The organism is Rhizobium sp. R86522 (assembly GCF_042466255.1).
In the GTDB taxonomy this organism is placed as follows: domain Bacteria; phylum Pseudomonadota; class Alphaproteobacteria; order Rhizobiales; family Rhizobiaceae; genus Allorhizobium.
On sequence record NZ_JAXHBX010000001.1, the window covers coordinates 2,283,477 to 2,301,053 of the forward strand.

The window sequence follows — 17,577 nt, forward strand, 5'->3', positions numbered from 1 at the left end:
TCCGTCGGGCAATACCTGCCCCGCCGTCACCTTTCACGCCTCGACGATCTTCGCCTCGCAGCGTACGGGAAAATTCACCGAATTGGCGATGAAACACTTTTCGTGCGCGTCGCCATGCAGGTCCAGCGCGAGTTCCGGAAAGGTGCCACGCTTGATGGTAACGGTGGGGCGAAGCACGACATCGGTAAAGCGCCCCGTACCATTGGCATCCATTTCCATGACACCTTCGGCATGGTCTTCATAAGCGATCACAATGACGCCGGAGACGGCGCAGAAGTGCAGATACCAAAGCTTGTGGCAGGCCGACAGCGAGGCGAGAAAGAGATCTTCCGGGTTCCAGCGCTTGGGATCGCCGCGAAAGGCCGGATCGGCGGAGCCGAGAATATCCGGCTTGCCTGCGGCTGAGATCAGATGATCACGTCCATAGTCGCGGTAGCCGGAGGTTCCTGTACCGACATTGCCCTGCCAGGTGACCGTGACTTGGTATTCGTGCCGCTTCTCGCTCATCGACGCCCTCCTCAGCGATTCCTCTTGCGATCTTAGTCCTCGCGCACAAGCCGGACCAGCATGACCCCGGAGAGATTTTTATGGCCGGGCCTTGCATCGTCCGATCTAAGATATATCTTAGATGCAATTCAAACAGAACGAGAGATGATCATGAGACATTCCCAGAGCGGCCGCGGCGAATGCGGCAATCCCTTCCACGCCTTTCGCCAGGCGATGCATGCTATGCGCCATGGCGGCCCCCAGGGCGGGCCTTTCGGCGGCCCCAGAGGGCGTGGCGAACGCCGCCGTATGTTCGACGGCGGCGAGCTGCGCCTCGTTCTCTTGAAGCTGGTCGAGGACCAGCCTCGTCATGGCTATGACCTGATCCGCGAGATCGAGAGCCTGTCGGGCGGTGCCTATGCCCCTTCGCCCGGCGTCGTCTATCCGACCATGACGCTGCTTCTCGACATGGGGCTGGCGGAAGAACATGAGAGCGACGGGCCGCGCAAGGTGATGACCATCACCGAAGCCGGCCGAACACATCTCGCAGAGCGGGCCGACGAGGTCGCGACCGCGATGGGACGCCTGACGGCCCTTGCAAAAGTCAGCGAAAGAACAGATGCAGCCCCGGTGCGTCGCGCCATGCACAACCTGAAGCAGGCCCTGCACGACTGTCTGTCGCGCGAAACGACCACGCGCGAGACGCAATTGGAGGTCGCCCGCATTCTGGACGAGGCGGTCGGCAAGATCGAAAGGCTTTGATCATGGCAACATCGACGACAACCGTTTCCACCGAAAACGGCTGGAAATATCTGCAGCAGCTCTGCAAGCACTGGTCCCACAAGCTCGAGGTCGAGCTGGACGAGCAGAACCACAAGGCCGTGGTGAAGTTTCCCGAGGCAACAGCATCCATGCACAGCGATGCATCGAGCCTGACGGTCACGATCGAGACCGAAGATGCCGGAAAGCTCGAAACCTATCAGGGCGTGGTGGCCAGCCACCTTGACCGCTTCGCCTTCCGCGAGGCCCCCCTGCCCTTCAACTGGAAAGCGGCTTAAGCCATTCCCGACGTCACGGGTCCGCCGGCCAGAACAGTCTGGTTTTTGGATCAGTCTCCTGCGTGAGGCTGATCCCTCTGGCGGAGGATGTGCAATACGTTCTGCCCCGCCTTCGATCCCCCCAAGATAAGAACTTTCCCTGGCAACAAAACTTGCTAGAAACTTGCAACTCGGCAAGGGCGCTAGGCAATGGGGGATGCCATGAATGTGGTAACAAGGACATCGACATCTTGGTTTTCCCGTCTGGGTGGGGCACTGACGGGGGCCATATTCGGCTTCATTCTCGTCATCGTGGCAATCGTCGCGCTGCTCTGGAACGAAGGGCGATCGGTCGCGACGTATGAGTTGCTGGTGGAAGGCCAGTCGATCGTCGTCAGCACCGATGCAGCGCGGATAGACCCTGCGCTCGATGGCAAGCTGGTGCATATCGAAAGCGGCGTGGTTCCGGAGGCTGACGTCGTCGACCCGGACACGGGAATCAGCGCGAGCGGCGTGATTGGCCTGGCTCGCAAGGTCGAGATGTATCAGTGGGTCGAGGAAAAAAGCAGTAAGACCGAGAAGAAGCTGGGCGGCGGCGAAGAAACCGTGACCACCTACACCTATTCCAGGGAATGGAGTGGGGATGCGCAGGACTCCTCGAAATTCCAGGAATCTGCGGGGCATGAGAACCCCGAATTCTGGCTGCCGTCGACGGAAACGCTGGTGGAGACGGCGAAACTGGGTGCCTTCAGTGTGGAAGGCTCGCAGATTGCCTCGGCTGGCACGCGGCAAGCCTTGCCGATCACCGCTGAAACGGCAGCCGAGGCTTCCGAAGCCCTCGGCTATCCCGGCGAAGGCCGTGCCGTCACGCAGGCGCTTTATTTCGGCGCCGATGAGAAGGCGCCGCAGGTCGGGGACACCCGGGTCCGCTTCGAGAAGATCGTGCTGCCCGAAGTCAGCATCGTGGCCATGCAGCGTGGTGATCGCCTGGCCGAATACACCACGGAAAATGGCTACACGCTCTTCCTGCTCGCCGCTGGCCGCGAAACCTCGGATAAGATGTTCGCCGACAGCCAGACCGAAAACGTCATTCTGACCTGGGTGATCAGGGCAGCGGGGATCCTGGGTTTGTTCGTCGGCTTTGCCCTGATCCTGCGGATCTTCAGCGTGATCGGTGACGTCATTCCGTTCGTCGGCACCCTGATCGGCTTCGGGACGGGGCTGATTTCGTTCGTCCTGGCGATCGCGGTCGGCGTAACGGTCATTGCGATCGGCTGGTTCGCCGTCAGGCCGCTGCTGTCGATCGGGCTGATCGTGGGCGTGGTCGCGATTATCTGGGCCTATTCCAGGTATGTCCGCAAACAGACGGCCCAGCCTGCAGCGTGACCCGTGGACGGTAGAGCACTGAGCACCCTGGGTTCACTGAAACATCCTAGGTCAAGGTGCAACGAGATGGACGAGAGCGGCCTTGCCAAATCACATCGGGGCCGCTCTAAGCTTGTCTGACAACAGGAGGACAAGCCCATGACCGCACTCACCATCCCCGACCTTTCTGGCAAGGCCGTGCTGATCACCGGCGCATCGAGCGGCATCGGCGAGGCCCTGGCACGCGGTTTTGCCGCACAAGGCGCCCTGGTCGGCCTGCACTACAATTCGAATGCGGAAGCGGCGCATGCCATCGCCCGCGACATAGAAGCCGCCGGTGGCAGCGTCGTACTGGTGAAAGCCGATGCGGCGTCATCGGAGGCCATGGCCGAGGCCGTCGAGCATGTCGCCAAGACCTTCGGTCGGCTCGATGGTGTCATCAACAATGCCGGCAGCATGATCGCCCGCGTGCTCTATGAAGAGATGACGGACGCTCATTACGACAAGGTGATGGACGTGAACGCCCGCTCGGTGATCGCTACGACACAGGCCGCCGTGCCGTATCTGAAGCGTGAGGGCGGCTTCGTCATCAATACGACGTCGGTGGCTGCTCGCACGGGCGGCACCGCAGGCTCCGGCGTCTACGGTTCCTCGAAAGCCTTTGTCGGTGCAGTCACCAAGGGCATGGCGCTGGAATTCGGCAAATACAAGATCCGCGTCAACGCGGTGGCGCCCGGCGTCATCACCACCCCATTCCAGGACAAATATGCCCTGCCCGGCCAACTCGATCAGGTGGCAGCCGCCGTGCCCTTGAAGCGCACCGGCACACCGGAGGACTGCGTCGGCGCCTATCTCTTCCTGGCGTCCTCCATGCTCTCCGGCTACATCACCGGACAGACGATCGACATCAATGGTGGCCAGTTCATGCCGTGAGGCAAAGGGCGCCGGTCTCGCCGGCGCCTCATTGGTTGGGCCGCTTCACCCGTCGCCGCGATTGTCCTTCAACCAGTCCAGGCCGTTGCGCAACGTATCGACCGCCTGGTCGATCTCGGCGCGCGAGATGATCAGCGGCGGGGAGAAGAGCATGCGGTCGCCGGTGGCGCGCAGCACGACGCCGGCATTGACACACTGGTTACGGACGGCGGTTCCCGTATCGTCTGGTTTCTTGAAGCGGCGGCGGGTGGCCTTGTCGGCAGCGATCTGCACTGCACCCATCAGGCCGACGCTGACGGCTTCGCCGACGAGTTCGTGGTCGGTGAGCGAGGCCAATGCCTGGGCGAGATAGGGGCCGGTGTCGTCGCGGACACGCTCGACCAGGCCTTCTTCCTCGATGATGCGGATGTTTTCGAGCGCTGCGGCGGCTGCCACCGGGTGACCGGAATAGGTGTAGCCGTGGTAGAAGTCGCCGAGCTCGTTGACCATGACCTCCGCCACGCGGTCGGAGACGAGTACGCCGCCGATCGGCAGGTAGCCGGAGGACAGGCCCTTGGCGATCGGGGCGAGGTCAGGCTCGAAGTCATAATGCTGATGGCCGAACCAGGAACCCAGGCGGCCGAAGCCGGAGATGACTTCGTCGGCGACGAGCAGGATCTGGTACTTGGCGCAGATGCGCTTGATTTCCGGCCAGTAGGTCGAGGGCGGTACGATGACGCCGCCGGCCCCCTGGATCGGCTCGGCAACGAAGGCCGCGACATTCTCTTCGCCGAGTTCGATAATCTTCTCTTCCAGCTCGCGGGCGACCTTCAGGCCGAAATCCTCGGGCGAGAGATCGCCGCCCTCGGCATACCAATAGGGCTGGTTGATGTGGTGGATGCCCTCGATCGGCAGATTGCCCTGTTCATGCATCCACTTCATGCCGCCGAGCGAGGCGCCGGCGACGGTCGAGCCGTGATAGGCGTTCTTGCGGGCAATGACCTGTGTCTTCGTCTCGTGGCCGAGCGCCTTCCAGTAAACGCGCGCCATACGGAACCAGGTGTCGGAGGCTTCCGAGCCGGAATTGGAGAAGAAGACCCGGTTGATCTTCGGGCCGGTCTTTTCGGCGATCTTCTGGGCGAGCAGCGTGGTCGGCGGCGTCGTGGTGCCGAAGAAGGTGTTGTAATAGGGCAGTTCCAGCATCTGGGCGTGGACCACATCGGCGATCGATTTGCGGCCATAACCGACATTGACGCACCAGAGACCTGCGAACGCATCGAGATACTGCTTGCCGGTCGAATCCCAGATATGCACGCCTTCCGCACGGGTGATGATCTTGGTGCCGGCCGCATTCAGCTTCTTCATGTCCGAAAAAGGGTGAAGATGGTGGGCAGCGTCGATGGCACCGAGGTTGGAGACGGCGGTTACTGGCTTGTTCATGGGTCGGGTCCTTGACCGGGGCGGAAGCTCTTGCTTTCACGGCCAAACTTGGTCCGCGTGCCTGCCTTGCCCCGCATTGAAAGGCGGAACATTATCGGCTACGAACATGACCGTCCAAAACGCGTTTGGCAAGGCACCGATTGCCGCGTTCCTCCGGCCAAATCCGCCCAAAAAGCCAACGAGAGTTTTCCCATGACAGCACCGACCGAGGCCGCCGATCTTACCGCAGCCGACCCTTCCGCGCGCATCGAGGTGCTGCTCGTCGGCATGAATGGCGACCTGCGCGGCAAGATGATTCCGCTGAAAGCCGAGGACAAGGTCTGGAAGAACACGGTGCGCCTGCCGGCCTCGACGCAATCGCTCGACATCTGGGGCGACGACAATGACGACATTACCAAGATCTCGCTGACGCTCGGAGATCCCGATGGCATCTGCATGCCGGACAGGAACTCGCTGACGACGCTGCCCTGGGGGCCTGCCGGCTCCAAGCAAGTGCTCGCCACCATGCATACGCTTGATGGAGAGCCGCATTACGTCTGCCCGCGCGCGATCCTCGCCAATGTGATGAAGCGCTTCGAGGAAAAGGGCCTGACGCCTGTTGTTGCCACCGAGCTCGAATTCTATGTCATGGAGCCGGATTTCCGCGAGACCGGCGTGCCGATGCCACCGAAGGCGCTGGTCATGAACGGCGAGGTCGAGGGCTACCAGCTCTACGACATGCGCGCGACCGCCGCGATGGAAGATTTCCTCGACACGGTGCGCGAATACTGCGACCATATGGGCCTGCCGGCCGATGCGACCACGGCTGAATTCGGCCCCGGCCAGTTCGAGGTCAACCTTTTGCACAAGCCGGATGCCATGGCCGCTGCAGACGACTGCATTTATCTCAAGCGCGTCGTCGATTTCGCCGCCCGCCGGCATGGTTTCAAGGCGACCTGCATGGCCAAGCCCTATGGCGATCACGCGGGTTCCGGCCTGCATGTGCATGCCTCGATCATCGACAAAGACGGCAAGAACATCCTCGACGCCAAGGGCGGCGATCCAGTGAAGCTGAAGTCGATCACCGCCGGCATGCTGAAGAGCATGCAGGATGCGCAGCTGATCTTCGCGCCCTTTGCCAATTCCTATCGCCGCTTCCAGCCGGGCTCCTTTGCGCCCGACAAGATCGACTGGGGTTTCGGCAATCGCGGCACCGCCATCCGCATTCCCGACAAGGACGGCCCCGCCGCCCGTATTGAACATCGCGTCGCCGGCGCCGATGCCAATCCGCATCTGCTGCTCGCCGCCATCCTCGGCGGCATCCTACTCGGTCTGGAAGAAGACCTCGATCCCGGCCAGGTCACGACGCCGGACAGCGCGCCTGAAAACCCCGACATGCTGACCTATGATTTCCTGACCGCCGTCGAGCGGTTCCGCGCATCCGCCTTCATCGCCGACATCTTCGGGGCCGAATATCAGCGCATCTATGGCGACACCAAGCGCAAGGAAGCCATGGCCTTCCTCAGGACCGTGTCGAGCTTCGACTACCAGACCTATCTGCCGCGCATCTGACCCCTATCCAGCCATCGGAAACCTTGCAGACGCGACCCTCGGGTCGCGTTGTCGCATCTCGGGCAGGATTTGGCGCTATAATTTTATTTCGTCACAAAACGGTCACACGAAATCTTCGTGCCAAGTCACAGGCCAACCCTCCAATTTCCTCCCAAAAATTAGGGTAGCCACAAAAAATGCGGCTTGCCACCTCCGCACGAATATTCTTCTCTCCCTTTCCGTTAACGTGAACTGGGAGTTCCAAACGATGTCTATCCAAACGCGCCGGCTGCTCGGCACCTCTCTTCTCCTCACCTCCTTGATGTTTGGCGCAAGCCAGGCGCTGGCCGAAGTCGTGCTTCATCGCGGCAATTCCGGCGAGCCGCAGACGCTCGATCAGGCCAATACCTCGATCGACATCGAAGCCTTCATTCTCAAGGATCTCTATGAGGGCCTGACGATCTACGACGCCAAGGGCGAAATCGTGCCCGGCGCTGCCGAAAGCTGGACCATCTCCGACGATGGCACCGTCTATACCTTCAAGATCCGCGAAAACGCCAAGTGGTCGGATGGCTCGCCGGTAACGGCTGAAGACTTCGTCTACTCGATCCAGCGCGTCCAGAACCCGGAAACGGCCGCGAAATACGCCAACATCCTCTACCCGATCAAGAATGCCGAAAAGGCCAACAAGGGTGAAGCGAAGCTGGAAGAGATCGGCGTCAAGGCCGTTGACGAGAAGACCCTCGAAGTGACCCTTGAGCGCGCAACGCCGTTCTTCCTCGAGCTTCTGGCCCACCAGACCGCCCTGCCCGTCTCCAAGGCAAGCGTCGAAAAGAACGGCAAGGATTTCGTCAAGCCGGGCGTGATGGTGTCGAACGGCGCCTACAAGCTCGAGAGCCATGTGCCGAATGACAACCTCGTGGTCGTGAAGAACGAAAACCACTGGGATGCCGCCAACACCCAGATCGACAAGGTTGTCTTCTACCCGATCGACGATCAGGCCGCTTCGGTCCGCCGTTTCGAAGCCAAGGAAATGGACCTCGTCTACAACTTCTCGGCCGACCAGATCGACCGCCTGAAGGATAGCTATGGCGAGCAGGTCCGCGTTTCGCCGTCGGCCTCAACCTATTACTACGTCTTCGACACCCGCCAGGAACCCTATAGCGACGTGCGCGTCCGCCAGGCCCTCTCCATGGCCGTCGATCGCGACTTCCTGGCCGAGGAGATCTATTCCGGCGCGCAGCTGCCGACCTACTCGCTGGTTCCGGATGGTCTCGGTGGCTACGAGGCAGCCAAGGCCGACTTCGCCGAGATGTCGCAGCTCGACCGCGAAGACAAGGCGATCGAACTGATGAAGGAAGCCGGTTACGGTGAAGGCGGCAAGCCGCTCAACATCGAGATCCGCTACAACACCAACCCGAACCACGAGCGTGTCGCGACCGCCGTTGCCGACATGTGGAAGAACACGTTCGGCGCAACGGTGACGATGACCAACCTCGACGTGGCCTCGCACTACGCCTACCTCCAGGAAGGCGGCGCCTTCAACGTGGCTCGTGCCGGCTGGGTCGCCGACTATGCGGATGCTGAAAACTTCCTCGGCCTCAACGTCTCGACCAACACCTCGTTCAACTACGGCAAGTACAACAACCCGGAGTTCGACGCGCTGATGGCCAAGTCCTACACCGAAGGCGATGCCGAAGCCCGCAAGAAGATCCTGCATGATGCCGAAGTCATCCTGATGCGCGACCAGCCGATCGCTCCGCTGATGAGCACGGCGAACCTGTGGCTGGTCTCCGACCGCGTCAGCGGCTGGCAGGACAACGCAGCCAACGAGCATCTCAGCCGCTTCCTCCGCGTCGCTGAATAATCTCGTCACGTGACCGGACGACGCACGGCCCCATGGCCGCGCGTCGTCCTTTCAGGAGCAGGACATGACATCCTTCGTACTGCGGCGGCTCATGAGTGCCGTTCCGACGATCTTTATCGTCGTCACCATTTCGTTTTTCCTGATGCGGTTTGCGCCCGGCGGCCCCTTTAACCTGGAGCGCCCGCTGCCGCCCCAGACGATGGCCAATATCATGGCCACCTACAAACTCGACCAGCCGCTGATCAACCAGTATCTGAGCTATATCGGCAATGCCGTCACCGGCGATCTCGGTCCGAGCTTCATCTACAAGGACAACACCGTCTCCGAACTGATCGGCAAGGCGCTGCCCTACTCGATCCAGCTCGGCGGGATCGCCATCCTCGTCGCCCTGATCGGCGGCGTGCTGCTCGGAACCGTCGCAGCACTCAGGCAAAACAGCGCGATCGATTTCGCCGTCATGTCCTTTGCGACTGTCGGCGTGACGATCCCCAATTTCGTTGTCGGTCCCGTGTTGACGCTTCTGTTTGCCGTGATCCTCAACTGGCTGCCGGCCGGTAGCTGGGGCGACGGCTCGCTGCGTTACCTCATCCTGCCGGTGACGGCGCTTGCTCTGCCGCAGCTTGCCGTTTTCGCCCGCCTGACCCGCGGCGCGATGATCGAGGCGCTGCATACCGACCATATCCGCACGGCCAAGGCTTACGGCCTGCCCTCGCGTGTCGTCGTCGTCACGCATGCGATGCGCGGTGCGATGCTGCCGATCGTCTCCTATCTCGCACCCTGTGCCGCCGCACTTCTGACCGGTTCCGCAGTGGTGGAGACGATTTTCACCATTCCCGGCGTCGGTCGCTACTTCGTGCTCGGCGCACTCAACCGCGACTATCCCCTCGTCATGGGCACCGTCATCCTCGTCGCCGTGTTCGTGATCGTCTTCAACCTGTTGGTCGACATCGCCTATGGCCTGCTCGATCCGAGGGTTCGCAATGACTGATATCACCGCTTCCCCCCAGCCGGAGATCACCGGACGCAGCCTCGCCCAGCTCGCCATGATGCGTTTTCGACGCAACAAGGCAGCCATCTCGGGCTGCGTGCTTCTGGCGTTCGTGACCCTGTTCTCCTTCGCCGGCCCGCTGTTCGTGCCACACAGCTACGATCAGGTCTTCTCCTCCTACGTCAACGTGCCGCCGAGCCTGACTCCAAGGCCCGATCCCGAGACGCTGCAGGACGTCGCCGAAAGCGTGGCCCAGCGGGCAAGAGTGCAACTCGACAGCTTTACGGTCGAGGATGGCCGGTTTACTGCCGTGATCAGTTCGGATGGGGAAATCGATCCCCGCACGATCCGCTATTTCGATCGCAACAACGAATTCAAGAATTCGGAAGTCGTGGACCAGGCAGCGGATGGTCGAAGCCTCACCGTATCCGGCAATGTGGACCAGATCACGTTCCCCTTCGGCACCGATTCCAACGGCCGTGATCTGCTCGTCCGCGTCATGCTCGGCGGGCAGATCTCGCTCGCCGTGGGTCTTGCCGCCAGCCTCGTCTCGCTCGGCATCGGTGTCGTCTATGGCGCGACCTCGGGCTATCTCGGTGGCCGCGTCGACAATGTGATGATGCGGATCGTCGAAATCCTCTACTCGCTGCCTTTCGTCTTCCTCGTCGTGGTGCTCGTGGTCTTCTTCGGGCGATCGGTGATCCTGATCTTCCTGGTGATCGGGGCGGTGGAATGGCTGGAAATGGCCCGCATCGTGCGCGGGCAGACGCTGTCGCTCAAGCGCCGCGAATTCGTCGGGGCGGCCGAGGCGCTGGGCCTGACTGACTGGCAGATCATTCGGCGCCACATCATCCCGAACACGATCGGCCCGGTCATCGTCTTCGTCACCGTCATCGTGCCGAAGGTCATCCTGCTCGAGAGCTTCCTGTCCTTCCTCGGCCTCGGCGTCCAGGCGCCGCTTGCCAGCTGGGGCACGCTGATCTCGGAAGGCGCCGCCAGCATGCAGAACGCACCCTGGCTGCTGATCTTCCCGGCGATCTTCTTCGTGGTGACGCTGTTTTCGCTGAATTTCGTGGGTGACGGCCTGCGGGATGCGCTGGATCCAAAGGACCGATGAGCATGGACGACAAGACAAACAACGAAACCGTGCTCGACGTTTCCGACCTCAAGGTAACGTTCGCGACACCCGACGGCACGGTCGAGGCGGTCAAGGGCATCAGCTTTTCGGTGAAGAAGGGCGAAACGCTTGCCATCGTCGGCGAAAGCGGCTCCGGCAAGAGCCAGACCATGATGGGTATCATGGGACTGCTCGCCAAGAACGGCGATGTCAGCGGAGAGGCCTTCTATGGCGGACGCAACATCGTCGGCCTGCCGATCGGCGAGTTGAACAAGGTGCGCGGTGCGAAGATCACCATGATCTTCCAGGAGCCGATGACCTCGCTCGACCCGCTCTACCGGATCGGCAAGCAGATCGCCGAACCGCTGATCCATCACCGGGGATTAAGCAAGACGGAAGCGCGCGCCCGCGTGCTGGAGCTCTTGAAGCTCGTCGGCATCCCGGACCCCGAGCGGCGCATCGACAGCTATCCGCACGAAATGTCCGGCGGCCAGCGCCAGCGCGTGATGATCGCGATGGCCCTCGCCAACGAGCCGGACGTGCTGATCGCGGATGAACCGACGACCGCACTCGACGTCACCATCCAGGCGCAGATCCTCGATCTGCTCGCCGACCTGCAAAAGCGCTTCGGCATGGCGATCGTGCTGATCACCCACGACCTCGGCGTGGTCAAGCACGTGGCCGACCGCGTTGCCGTCATGCGCAAGGGCGAGATTGTTGAGACGGGCAGCCGCGACGCGATCTTCGGCAATGCCCAGCACGACTACACCAAGATGCTGCTCGCCGCCGAACCCACTGGCACAAAACCGCCGCCGGCTGACGATGCGCCGGTCGTTCTGGAAGGCCGAAATGTCACTGTCGATTTCGACATTGGCAGCGGTGGCTTCCTGCGTCCGAACCGTACCTTCCGGGCCGTCGATCAGGTCAGCGTCCGGCTCCGCCAGGGCCAGACCATCGGCATCGTCGGGGAGTCGGGATCTGGCAAATCGACGCTCGGACGGGCGCTTCTGAAGCTGCTCGCAGCCGATGGCGCCTTCCGCTTCGAGACGGCGGATATCTCGAACCTCGACCGGGCCGGCATGCGCCCTTTCCGCAAGCAGCTGCAGCTGGTGTTCCAGGACCCCTATGGCTCGCTATCGCCGCGCCAGACGGTGGGCGAGATCATCACCGAAGGTCTCTACGTGCACGAGCCGCAGCTCAGCCGCGCCGAGCGTGATGCGCGGGCCATTGCTGCTCTCAAGGAGGTTGGCCTCGACCCGGCAGCGCGCAACCGCTATCCGCACGAATTCTCGGGCGGCCAGCGTCAGCGCATCGCGATCGCCCGCTCGATGATCCTGAAGCCCAAGGTCGTCATCCTGGATGAGCCGACCTCAGCACTCGACCGCTCCGTGCAGCGTCAGGTTATCGAACTGCTGCGCGACCTGCAGGACAAGCACGGCCTGTCTTACGTCTTCATCAGCCATGACCTCTCGGTCATCCGCGCGATGTCGGACCATGTCATCGTGATGAAGAACGGCAAGATCGTCGAGCAGGGTGGAACCGAGGCGATCTTCGATCATCCGCAGGAAGACTATACCCGCGATCTGATCGCGGCGGCCTTCAGCCACTGAGCGCGGTCTCTTCTGAAAAATGCCAAAACGGCGCCCCAATCGGGCGCCGTTTTCGTTCATGCCGGCGCCTGCGGCCGCGCCACGAGCACCTTCAGCTGTCCGGCATGGATCTTGATCTCGACATCGGCCGGCATGCGCAGGAGTTCACCGTCGAGCACACAGGCGGCACCCTTGCGATGTCTCGGGAAATGGAGATGCACCTTCTCCGCAGTCGAGGCGGTCACTGCCTCGTTCTCCTTGAACTTGCCCCTGATGATATCGAAAGCCAGATTGCCGACGCCCGTCGGCTCCAGCGGCTCCGCCAGATAGACCCCGAGCCTGCCGGTATCGACTCGGTCGGCGAAGAACAGCGAATTGTTGCCGAGCGGATTGTTGGAGACGGAGATCGCCGAGACCGGGCGCTCCTCGCTGCGGCCGTCGCCATCGATGTCGAAGACGACCTCGAAGCGCGGCGGATCGAGCATGACGCCGAAGGCGGCGCTGGTGCTTGCCCGGATCTTGCCGATACGGGAGGCAAAATTCATCTGGTTGCGCATCCGGACCATGCGGGCGTGCAGACCTGCGGAAAACTGGTGCACGAAGGGACGACCGTTCGCCGTTGCAATATCGACGTTGACGACGGTTGCGTCGGCCAAGAGGTCGAGTACCTTCCAAATATCCAACGGCAGCTTCAGCGAGCGGGCAAAGAGGTTCATCGTGCCGGCTGGGATGATGCCGAGCGGAACACCCGCTTCCCAGGCGATGCCTGCGGCCGTGGATATCGTGCCGTCCCCACCGCCGGCCAGAAGCGCATCAAGGTCGCTCTCTTTGCTCGCCTTTTCCAGAGACTGCACAACCTCGTCGCCGCCGACGACATCGCATACGAGATCATGGCCCTTCGCCGCAAAGGCGCGGGTCGCCGTCTCGCAATAGGTCTGCATGTCGGTGGTCTTGAAGGTGCCACCTTCGCGATTGAGTACCGCCTTGATTTTCATGTCGCCCTTTCGCGGCCCTTGAGAGGCCAATGCTCACAACGTGTCGACGCCTCGAAAGTTTCGAAAGCCGCCTGCAGATCGATAGCGCACGAGCAGATTTCAAGATGGCGAGCAAAAGCCTTTGCCGCAGCGCACACGGATATGATAAAAAACAGTTCCTTCTTACGGCCTGCTGGCTCCTTTCTTTCATTTCGGCTTCCTCGGAAGCGCGTTTCGCGTGGCAAGGTTCTCTTGCGCGCCCATGGTGTTTTCATGACCGAATTCGCTTCGTCCCCCACCGCAGAACTACAACAGTCCCCGGCCCTGACGCCAACGACGATCCTGCTGATCGAACTGGCGCTCGCCGCTGGCGGTTTTGGCATCGGGACCGGCGAGTTCGTGATCATGGGGCTGCTGCCGGAGGTCGCAGAGACCTACGGGGTAACGGTGCCGCAGGCAGGCCATGTGATCAGCGCCTATGCGCTGGGTGTCGTCATCGGCGCACCGATCATCGCAGCACTTGCCGCCAAACTTCCGCGCAAGACGTTGCTCTTGCTGCTCATGGGCCTCTTCGCCGTCGGCAATTTCGCCAGTGCGCTCGCCACAGAATTTGCGACATTCACGCTTCTTCGCTTCATCACCGGTCTGCCGCATGGCGCCTATTTCGGTGTGGCCGCCCTGGTTGCCGCCTCCATGGCGCCGCCGAACCGTCGCGTTAGGGCCGTTGGCCGAGTGATGCTGGGGCTGACGATCGCCACGCTGATCGGCACGCCGATCGCAACCTTCCTCGGCCAGATGATGAGCTGGCGCGCCGCGTTCTTCCTGGTAGCAGCCATCGCGGCCATAACCGTGGCGTTGATCGCACTCTATCTGCCGAAGGACGAAGTGGCCGAGGGCGCCAGCATCCGCCGCGAACTGTCGGCCTTCGGGCGCCTGCAGGTCTGGCTGTCCTTCGGTGTCGCTGCCGTCGGCTTCGGCGGCATGTTTGCGATCTTCAGCTATATCGCCAAGACCGTGACCGATACCGCGGGTCTCCCGGCCAGCATGGTGGCAGTGGTTCTTGCCCTCTTCGGTATTGGCATGAATGTCGGCAATATCGTGGGCAGCCGCATGGCCGACTATTCGCTGAAGGGGACGATCGGCGGCATGCTCGCCTTCAATATCGTGCTGATGGCAGTCTTTTCGCTCACCGCGCACAATCCGATCATGCTGTGCATCTGCGTCTTCCTCACCGGCTGCGGCTTTGCCGCCTGCCCGGCCGTGCAGACCCGTCTCATGGATGTGGCAGCCGACGCGCAGACGCTCGCCGCCGCCACCAATCATTCCGCCTTCAACATCGCGAACGCACTCGGCGCCTGGCTCGGCGGACTGGTGATTGCCGCTGGCTACGGCTACGCCGCCACCGGCTATGTCGGCTCGGTGCTCTCGGCCTTCGGCCTGATCATCTTCCTGATCTCCATTGCTTTGGAGAGAAGGCCGTCACGCGGCTGAGGCGGTCTTCAAGGTCCGCTTGAGGGGACAGCCGGGAAATTGCTGGCCATCCTTTCGCGAGGGCGTGACATAGTCGGCACTGTGAAATGAACCGAGGTTCTTTTCTGTGCCTACAGACAACATGTGCATTCTTGCAGAACTCCAATCTATGCCCTTAATGGGTAGCGTTCAAACGCCAGACAGGAGTTGTCCATGCGCGCCATCGGCTTCCATACGCCCCAGCCCATCACCTCGGAAACGGCACTTGTCGATCTCGAGCTACCCATGCCAGAGGCGGCAGGCCACGATCTCCTCGTCGAGATCAAGGCCATCTCGGTAAACCCGGTCGATACCAAGGTTCGCCGCAACCAGACGCCGCCGGCAGGCGAAGCCCGGATCCTCGGCTATGATGCGGCGGGCGTGGTCAAGGCCGTCGGTCCGGATGTCAGCCTCTTCAAGCCAGGAGACGAGGTCTACTACGCCGGCGCGATCAATCGTCCGGGCACCAATGCCGAATATCACCTCGTCGACGAACGCATCGTCGGCCTGAAGCCGAAGACGCTCTCCTTCGCACAAGCCGCCGCCCTGCCGCTGACTGCCATCACCGCTTACGAGGCTCTGTTCGACAGGCTGAAGGTGAGCGATCCCGTCCTCGGCGCCGGACGGTCGATCCTGATCACAGGCGGTGCCGGCGGCGTCGGCTCGATTGCCATCCAGCTTGCCAAGGAACTGACCGACCTTACCGTCATCGCCACCGCCTCGCGCCCGGAGACGGTGGACTGGGCGAAGTCTCTCGGTGCCGATCACGTCATCGACCACAGCAAGCCACTCGCCCAGGAATTCGCCGCACTCGGCATCGACCCGCCGGGCTTCATCTTCTCGGTGACCCACAGCGGCCAGCATCGACTGGCAATGGCCGAGATCATCGCGCCGATGGGCCGCATCTGCCTGATCGACGACTTCCCCGAAGGCTTCGACATCCTTGCCTTCAAGCAGAAGGTCGTGTCGCTCCACTGGGAGTTCATGTTCTCCCGGCCGGTCTTCCAGACGCCTGACATGATCGAGCAGCACAAGCTCTTGACGCATGTTGCCGAACTCATCGACGTGGGCAAAATCCGCACGACGCTCGATACCGTGCTCGGGCCGATCACGGCTGAAAACCTGCGCGAGGCGCACAGGCTGATCGAGAGCAACCGCACGCGCGGCAAGATCGTGCTGGAAGGTTTTCCGGCCTGAGCCAGTTCTTACCGGCCGCCGTCTCTGCGGCGGCCACCTCTTCCGCGATCAGGTGCGAACCGGGAGCTTCAGCGGCGCACCAGTCTTGACGCTCCGGATCGCAAAATTCGACCGGATATCGGTCACGTTGGGCAAGACGAGCAGCTTCTCCGTGAGCAAGGTCTCGTAGGCCGAGAGATTTTCAACGACGACTTCTGCCAGGAAATCGGACTCACCCGAAATCATGTAGCAGGCGACGACTTCGGGAATGTCGAGCAGGGCCTCGTGCAGCGCATCGGCGTTCTCGCGCGTGTGGCGCGCCACCTTGAAGGCGACGAACACGGTGAGTTCGAGCCCCAGCATCCGACGGTCAAGATCTGCACGATAGCCGCGGATGAGACCGCTCTCCTCCATCAGCCTGATACGTCGGAGGCAAGGCGATTGCGAGAGCCCGACCTTGTCGGCAATCTCGACATTGGTGGTGCGTGCGTCATCCTGCAGAAGCTTGAGGATCGCGTGATCGAACTTGTCGAGTTTTGGCAGCAATTAGAACTCCAGCACTTCTTTTTGGCATAGTCTGCCAAATTGCTAACCATCCGGCGTGCATTGCGCAAGGACACGTCAGAGCGAACGGCATAAGATTGGACGCAAGCATCATCCTCTGGAGCAACCATGTCCGCCGTCGGCACCACTCCCCTTCCCGGCTCCGGCCGCTCAGCGCTGGGTGCATTGTCGGCGCTGTCCGTCGTGCTCATCTGGGCCTCGTGGCTGGTTTCCACACGTCATAGCGTCGGCGCCGGGCTTGGCCCCCTCGACCTCAGTCTTCTGCGTTACGGAATTCCGGCGCTCGTGCTGGCGCCGGTCTGGTGGCGTACGGGCCTGTTTCCCAAGGGGGCCATGGGACCACTCTGCCTGATGATTCTCGGCTCCGGCGCGCCCTTCTTTCAGATCGTCGCCTTTGGCATGCGCCATACACCCGCCTCGGCGGCCGGCGTCTTGCTGCCGGGGCTGATGCCGCTTGCGGTCGCAGTCATCGGGATGGCATTCCTCGGCGAACGACCCGACAGATGGCGCAAGGCAGGCATGGTTGCGATCCTCGCAGGCGGCGGCATCCTGCTCGCGGGCAATCTGGGTGCTGACGGGCTCGGCTGGATCAGCTTCACCATCCTTCCCATCGGCGCGACGCTCTGGGCCGTCTATACCCATGCCTTCCGCCGCAGCGGACTCGATGCCTTCGAAGGAGCGGCCTTGATCTGCGTCTGGTCGACCCTTCTCAACCTTGCGGCCCTGCCCTTTGTCGGCACCCAATTCCTGACGGCACCCTTGGGGGAAATCGCCCTACAATCCGTCACGCAGGGCCTGCTTTCGGGCTTGGTCGCGACCTTGCTCTATGGGACGGCAGTTCGCGCACTCGGCGGAACCCAGGCTGCCGCCTATACGGCGATCACGCCAGTGGCTGCGGCCATTGGCGGTGCCGTGCTGCTTGCGGAGCCGCTCGGCATCTCGGTTCTCGTTGCGGCGCTTGTCACCGGGCTCGGCGTCCTCTTGTCCACCGGCCTTTTGTCCCGACGCCAGCCCGCAGGCTGA

The 17,577-nt window shown here is 62.0% G+C and carries 16 protein-coding genes; 12 read left to right on the forward strand and 4 right to left on the reverse strand.

The features are described from left to right. Positions 1-33 precede the first annotated feature (33 nt). Entirely contained in the window at positions 34-507 is a 474-nt protein-coding gene (locus tag SJY08_RS11070; RefSeq protein WP_377275598.1) for an OsmC family protein, read from the reverse strand. A gap of 150 nt (positions 508-657) precedes the next feature. Here SJY08_RS11070 and SJY08_RS11075 point away from each other — a divergent pair, with 150 nt between their 5' ends. The 4 genes from SJY08_RS11075 (at position 658) to SJY08_RS11090 (ending at position 3,821) form a co-directional block, all read left to right on the forward strand. After that, the gene (locus SJY08_RS11075; protein WP_054149645.1) at positions 658-1,248 is read left to right on the forward strand and encodes a PadR family transcriptional regulator; all 591 of its coding nucleotides are present in this window, start codon (positions 658-660) and stop codon (positions 1,246-1,248) included. Between the two features lie 2 nt (positions 1,249-1,250). Then, positions 1,251-1,544 carry a DUF2218 domain-containing protein gene (locus SJY08_RS11080; protein ID WP_377275600.1) on the forward strand — a complete coding sequence of 98 codons (294 nt, stop codon included), beginning with the start codon at positions 1,251-1,253 and terminating at the stop codon, positions 1,542-1,544. 201 nt (positions 1,545-1,745) lie between these two features. Further along, the gene (locus SJY08_RS11085; RefSeq protein WP_377275602.1) at positions 1,746-2,909 is read left to right on the forward strand and encodes a TMEM43 family protein; all 1,164 of its coding nucleotides are present in this window, start codon (positions 1,746-1,748) and stop codon (positions 2,907-2,909) included. A 138-nt stretch (positions 2,910-3,047) separates the two neighbouring features. Beyond that, positions 3,048-3,821 carry an SDR family NAD(P)-dependent oxidoreductase gene (locus tag SJY08_RS11090; protein ID WP_377275604.1) on the forward strand — a complete coding sequence of 258 codons (774 nt, stop codon included), beginning with the start codon at positions 3,048-3,050 and terminating at the stop codon, positions 3,819-3,821. A gap of 45 nt (positions 3,822-3,866) precedes the next feature. Here SJY08_RS11090 and SJY08_RS11095 read toward each other — a convergent pair whose 3' ends face one another. After that, positions 3,867-5,240, reverse strand: coding sequence for an aspartate aminotransferase family protein (locus tag SJY08_RS11095; RefSeq protein WP_377275606.1), 1,374 nt, complete (start codon positions 5,238-5,240; stop codon positions 3,867-3,869). 192 nt (positions 5,241-5,432) lie between these two features. On the opposite strand from SJY08_RS11095, the gene SJY08_RS11100 reads away from it, so the two are divergent. The 5 genes from SJY08_RS11100 (at position 5,433) to SJY08_RS11120 (ending at position 12,352) form a co-directional block, all read left to right on the forward strand. Beyond that, positions 5,433-6,791, forward strand: a complete 1,359-nt coding sequence (locus SJY08_RS11100; protein ID WP_377275608.1) for a glutamine synthetase family protein — start codon at positions 5,433-5,435, stop codon at positions 6,789-6,791. A 247-nt stretch (positions 6,792-7,038) separates the two neighbouring features. Continuing rightward, complete coding sequence (locus SJY08_RS11105; protein ID WP_069041773.1) at positions 7,039-8,637, forward strand: peptide ABC transporter substrate-binding protein; 1,599 nt, start codon at positions 7,039-7,041, stop codon at positions 8,635-8,637. 64 nt (positions 8,638-8,701) lie between these two features. Next, a complete protein-coding gene (gene oppB, locus SJY08_RS11110; protein ID WP_377275611.1) occupies positions 8,702-9,625 on the forward strand; it encodes an oligopeptide ABC transporter permease OppB in 924 nt (307 codons plus the stop codon). Beyond that, positions 9,618-10,742, forward strand: a complete 1,125-nt coding sequence (locus tag SJY08_RS11115) for an ABC transporter permease (protein ID WP_153761850.1) — start codon at positions 9,618-9,620, stop codon at positions 10,740-10,742. Before oppB ends, SJY08_RS11115 begins: the two co-directional genes overlap by 8 nt. Positions 10,743-10,744: 2 nt before the next feature. Next, positions 10,745-12,352, forward strand: coding sequence for an ABC transporter ATP-binding protein (locus SJY08_RS11120; protein WP_377275614.1), 1,608 nt, complete (start codon positions 10,745-10,747; stop codon positions 12,350-12,352). Positions 12,353-12,408: 56 nt separating this feature from the next. Here the strand turns inward: SJY08_RS11120 and SJY08_RS11125 are convergent, their stop codons facing one another. Continuing rightward, entirely contained in the window at positions 12,409-13,326 is a 918-nt protein-coding gene (locus SJY08_RS11125) for a diacylglycerol/lipid kinase family protein (RefSeq protein ID WP_377275616.1), read from the reverse strand. Positions 13,327-13,578: 252 nt separating this feature from the next. Between SJY08_RS11125 and SJY08_RS11130 the strand changes: the two genes are divergently transcribed. Both SJY08_RS11130 and SJY08_RS11135 read left to right on the forward strand, forming a co-directional pair. Beyond that, positions 13,579-14,796 carry an MFS transporter gene (locus SJY08_RS11130; RefSeq protein ID WP_377275618.1) on the forward strand — a complete coding sequence of 406 codons (1,218 nt, stop codon included), beginning with the start codon at positions 13,579-13,581 and terminating at the stop codon, positions 14,794-14,796. 192 nt (positions 14,797-14,988) lie between these two features. After that, a complete protein-coding gene (locus SJY08_RS11135; protein WP_377275620.1) occupies positions 14,989-16,011 on the forward strand; it encodes a zinc-binding alcohol dehydrogenase family protein in 1,023 nt (340 codons plus the stop codon). Positions 16,012-16,059: 48 nt separating this feature from the next. Here the strand turns inward: SJY08_RS11135 and SJY08_RS11140 are convergent, their stop codons facing one another. Continuing rightward, positions 16,060-16,533, reverse strand: coding sequence for an Lrp/AsnC family transcriptional regulator (locus tag SJY08_RS11140; RefSeq protein ID WP_377278556.1), 474 nt, complete (start codon positions 16,531-16,533; stop codon positions 16,060-16,062). 129 nt (positions 16,534-16,662) lie between these two features. Here SJY08_RS11140 and SJY08_RS11145 point away from each other — a divergent pair, with 129 nt between their 5' ends. Beyond that, complete coding sequence (locus tag SJY08_RS11145; RefSeq protein WP_054149621.1) at positions 16,663-17,577, forward strand: DMT family transporter; 915 nt, start codon at positions 16,663-16,665, stop codon at positions 17,575-17,577.

Bases quoted from the DNA above. Each gene is read 5' to 3' on its own strand.
- SJY08_RS11070 (WP_377275598.1), bottom strand. From the start codon at position 507: ATGAGCGAGAAGCGGCACGAATACCAAGTCACGGTCACCTGGCAGGGC.
- SJY08_RS11075 (WP_054149645.1), top strand. From the start codon at position 658: ATGAGACATTCCCAGAGCGGCCGCGGCGAATGCGGCAATCCCTTCCAC.
- SJY08_RS11080 (WP_377275600.1), top strand. From the start codon at position 1,251: ATGGCAACATCGACGACAACCGTTTCCACCGAAAACGGCTGGAAATAT.
- SJY08_RS11085 (WP_377275602.1), top strand. From the start codon at position 1,746: ATGAATGTGGTAACAAGGACATCGACATCTTGGTTTTCCCGTCTGGGT.
- SJY08_RS11090 (WP_377275604.1), top strand. From the start codon at position 3,048: ATGACCGCACTCACCATCCCCGACCTTTCTGGCAAGGCCGTGCTGATC.
- SJY08_RS11095 (WP_377275606.1), bottom strand. From the start codon at position 5,240: ATGAACAAGCCAGTAACCGCCGTCTCCAACCTCGGTGCCATCGACGCT.
- SJY08_RS11100 (WP_377275608.1), top strand. From the start codon at position 5,433: ATGACAGCACCGACCGAGGCCGCCGATCTTACCGCAGCCGACCCTTCC.
- SJY08_RS11105 (WP_069041773.1), top strand. From the start codon at position 7,039: ATGTCTATCCAAACGCGCCGGCTGCTCGGCACCTCTCTTCTCCTCACC.
- oppB (WP_377275611.1), top strand. From the start codon at position 8,702: ATGACATCCTTCGTACTGCGGCGGCTCATGAGTGCCGTTCCGACGATC.
- SJY08_RS11115 (WP_153761850.1), top strand. From the start codon at position 9,618: ATGACTGATATCACCGCTTCCCCCCAGCCGGAGATCACCGGACGCAGC.
- SJY08_RS11120 (WP_377275614.1), top strand. From the start codon at position 10,745: ATGGACGACAAGACAAACAACGAAACCGTGCTCGACGTTTCCGACCTC.
- SJY08_RS11125 (WP_377275616.1), bottom strand. From the start codon at position 13,326: ATGAAAATCAAGGCGGTACTCAATCGCGAAGGTGGCACCTTCAAGACC.
- SJY08_RS11130 (WP_377275618.1), top strand. From the start codon at position 13,579: ATGACCGAATTCGCTTCGTCCCCCACCGCAGAACTACAACAGTCCCCG.
- SJY08_RS11135 (WP_377275620.1), top strand. From the start codon at position 14,989: ATGCGCGCCATCGGCTTCCATACGCCCCAGCCCATCACCTCGGAAACG.
- SJY08_RS11145 (WP_054149621.1), top strand. From the start codon at position 16,663: ATGTCCGCCGTCGGCACCACTCCCCTTCCCGGCTCCGGCCGCTCAGCG.